Genomic DNA, 2,854 nt, shown 5'->3' with positions numbered 1-2,854 from the left:
ACCCGGTCCGAAAGACGCTCACCAGATGACTTCAGCTGACCCACTCTCGGCATACCACCAACAACGACCAGATTGCACCTAAGTTACTGGTATTGAGGCTAGACCCTTTCCTTTTCCTTTTCCTTCCTGCGTACGGACCGCTCGCGACTGCTGGCATCCTTCGCCTTCGGCAGGTCTGCCACGTGTGCGTTACGCAGGGCCCGCTGGGCACGCGATCGGACTGTGGCATCAGACGACACTGCCTCGACCTGAGCCTTCAACAGCTGTGAGATGCGCTGGAACGACACACCCAGCACGCGGCCGGCATCCCTCTGGCTGAGCGACTCAGTCAACTCTGTCGCAGCTGCCTGCATGGCAGCCTGCGCCTTCGCTGCGGCCTCGTCCGCGATGCTCCTGGCCGCCTCGGCGTCGGCAACCGCCTTCGCGACACGGTCAGGGAGCACAGGCTCGATGGTCACGTGGATGTCGTCGGTTTCGCAGTCGAGCATGACGGCGATCGCTTCGCGTGCCGCCTCTTCGGCGCTCTCAAGGCGCTTTGCCTGGCTGAAGACCCCTGGAAGGTCGGGAACCTCAAGGGCCCACCAGTCGCCCGAGCGTCGTGCAGTAACGCGGTAGACGGTCATCGCCACCACCCCTTTCCGAGTTCGGGTTCGAGGGACTTGCAAATGCTTTCCGCAGTGATCTCGTTGACTTCACTGTGCTTGGGGATGACCACGCGGATGGCGCCGCACTGCCACGTTTGATGGCTCCCCTTCTGCCGCAGCAGGGTGAAGAGGACATGCTTGGCCTTTGCCGCGTCGCTGATCCTTTTGATCAGATCCCTGTACTTCATAAGAGTAAGTCTAGTGGCCATAGACAAGTCAAGTCAAGCGAGCTAGACAACTCGGAGCCCGCCGCTTCACAACCACGTCGTGCTGCTCGTCAAAGTCCGGCGCCTGGGGTGGGCCACCCTGCATAGGTACGAGGTCGCCAGCGCCGCCATCACCGTCGTCGTCATCCACGTCGCTCACCTTGGGTGACACAGGGGTCCGTACGATCAGCGGCTATGAGCACACGGCGGCACACGGCGTAGACCGTTGGGTCATGGCCCGCAGCACAAGGCGCCCGCCCTTCCCCAGGTACGCAGGGGTGGCGCTCGGCGGGTCCTGGCGGCAGAGGCCGACATCGCCGCCAGCCCGCTGTACCGGCCGGGCGGACTGGAGAGCCTCCAGCAGCTCCGCGCCCGCGGCGTTCTCCGCTCGGAAAACCGCCCGTCCGACCACGCGCCGGCTACGACGCGGGAAGCGGACGGCGCTGCGCTGGGCCCTTGAGAGACACGTCGGCCGTCGGCCGCTGCGCTTGTGCAGGGCCGACAAGCCGCCGAAGCGTCCGACCCGCCCGCGGCCTGAGGCAGCGCGTGGTCATTTCCTCTGGTGACAGGGTGTGTGGGCGTGTAGCGTCTGCGTCAGCTGTCCTGGTTCGGAAGTTCTCCTTCGCCCACGTCTTCGGCGTGGGCGCTTTGCTGTGCTGTGCCGCAGGAACCAGGGCGATCACCTCTGCCTTCCACATGGAGTGGGAGGCGTTCATCGACTGGAAGGCATAAGACATGGCAACGGGAACTGTGAAGTGGTTCAACGCGGAGAAGGGCTTCGGTTTCATCGCCCAGGACGGCGGCGGCCCGGACGTGTTCGCGCACTACTCCGCGATCAACTCCTCGGGCTTCCGTGAGCTCCAGGAAGGCCAGGCCGTGACGTTCGACGTCACCCAGGGCCAGAAGGGCCCCCAGGCCGAGAACATCAACCCCGCCTGACCTTCCCACCCGCGCTCGGAGCGTACGGCTGCCCCCGGGCAGGCCCCGTTGTCCGACTGATCCACCCCCCCACAGCCGGCGCCAGCCTTCAGGCGCCGGTGGTTGGGATCTGGGCGCACGTGATCAGGGCCGCGCAGCAACAGCTGCGCGGCCCTGATCTGTGTCGAGACCGGCGTAAAGGCCGATGGGTCCGATGTCGGGCGTGACGGTGCCACCGGAGTAGTGGTGCCCTCCGAGCCGGAACAGCGACCGCTCTTCTTGAAATGCTGCGCTACGGCGCGGAATGCGCGGCGATGAAGGTCTTTTTGTACCGCACGCCACCACCGTGTCTCGCAGACCATTACGCGGGATCAGCTTCCCGGGCGGAATATCAAGGCCGCGCACCACAGCGTCAACGGTTTCAACCTGATGAGGCCGAAGCGGCTTTTTACTGATGGGCGGCATGCATCTTTCACCGCGATGCGACATTCGCTTTCACCGCTACCGCCTGTACTTGGTCTGGAAATAGCGTGTTCCGGGCGTCTTCGGAAGAGTGAAGTCGGCTGTCGTTTCGTGCATAAATCGGATGACGCCCATCAGTCGGATACGCTGCATCGCAGGGCAGAAGGGCGTCCTCATACTGCGAACTCGGGCGTTCCGACAACACGGTGCGGTGCCGTAGCTGTCGTCGTGCGCTGCCAGGGATTACGGGACAGCCCTTAGACTTCAGTCACACGGAGGGGGCCCGCCCCTCAACTGGCCGAAAGTACTGGCACATTGAAGATGGTCGACCTGGCGCTGAAGCAGGCTCTGCGTTCTCAGTGCCGGCACAGAGTCGGAGCAGTTCTCACAGCGGGCACGCGGGTAATTGCAGCATCCCCGAACCGGCGCCGCAACAATCCGGCAGTCACTTTTCTCCACGCCACCGCAGGCCAGTCCCGCTGGCGCCACGTCCCAGACCTCGTCACTCGTTGTCACCCAGCTCGTCTAACCTCGATCGTTCATGAGTCCTCGTCGGTTCGCTGACGGGGACTCTGTGCTTGCGAGGTGCGGAATTTCGTGGGCTGGGGCAGGTTGGCGGCCCGG

The 2,854-nt window shown here is 64.2% G+C and carries 4 protein-coding genes; 1 reads left to right on the top strand and 3 read right to left on the bottom strand.

Annotated elements, in window-relative coordinates; genetic code table 11:
- Nucleotides 1–98 precede the first annotated feature (98 nt).
- Both ACIA8E_RS41650 and ACIA8E_RS41645 read right to left on the bottom strand, forming a co-directional pair.
- Entirely contained in the window at nucleotides 99–623 is a 525-nt protein-coding gene (locus ACIA8E_RS41650) for a type II toxin-antitoxin system HicB family antitoxin (protein WP_399307283.1), read from the bottom strand.
- Nucleotides 620–832 (bottom strand): type II toxin-antitoxin system HicA family toxin, encoded by a 213-nt coding sequence (locus ACIA8E_RS41645; protein WP_399307281.1) that lies wholly within the window; start codon nucleotides 830–832, stop codon nucleotides 620–622. The genes ACIA8E_RS41650 and ACIA8E_RS41645 overlap by 4 nt, the downstream gene beginning before the upstream one ends.
- A gap of 753 nt (nucleotides 833–1,585) precedes the next feature.
- On the opposite strand from ACIA8E_RS41645, the gene ACIA8E_RS41640 reads away from it, so the two are divergent.
- On the top strand, nucleotides 1,586–1,789 hold the full coding sequence (locus ACIA8E_RS41640) for a cold-shock protein (protein WP_019072426.1): 204 nt from the start codon (nucleotides 1,586–1,588) through the stop codon (nucleotides 1,787–1,789).
- A 123-nt stretch (nucleotides 1,790–1,912) separates the two neighbouring features.
- Here the strand turns inward: ACIA8E_RS41640 and ACIA8E_RS41635 are convergent, their stop codons facing one another.
- On the bottom strand, nucleotides 1,913–2,233 hold the full coding sequence (locus tag ACIA8E_RS41635; RefSeq protein WP_399307279.1) for a hypothetical protein: 321 nt from the start codon (nucleotides 2,231–2,233) through the stop codon (nucleotides 1,913–1,915).
- Nucleotides 2,234–2,854 lie beyond the last annotated feature (621 nt).

This window comes from Streptomyces sp. NPDC051664, from assembly GCF_044453545.1.
Classification (GTDB): domain Bacteria; phylum Actinomycetota; class Actinomycetes; order Streptomycetales; family Streptomycetaceae; genus Streptomyces.
This window is presented reverse-complemented; position numbering and strand designations above follow the sequence as displayed.

Coding starts and splice junctions, on each gene's coding strand:
- ACIA8E_RS41640 (WP_019072426.1), top strand. CDS start 1,586: ATGGCAACGGGAACTGTGAAGTGGTTCAACGCGGAGAAGGGCTTCGGT.
- ACIA8E_RS41650 (WP_399307283.1), bottom strand. CDS start 623: ATGACCGTCTACCGCGTTACTGCACGACGCTCGGGCGACTGGTGGGCC.
- ACIA8E_RS41645 (WP_399307281.1), bottom strand. CDS start 832: ATGAAGTACAGGGATCTGATCAAAAGGATCAGCGACGCGGCAAAGGCC.
- ACIA8E_RS41635 (WP_399307279.1), bottom strand. CDS start 2,233: ATGCCGCCCATCAGTAAAAAGCCGCTTCGGCCTCATCAGGTTGAAACC.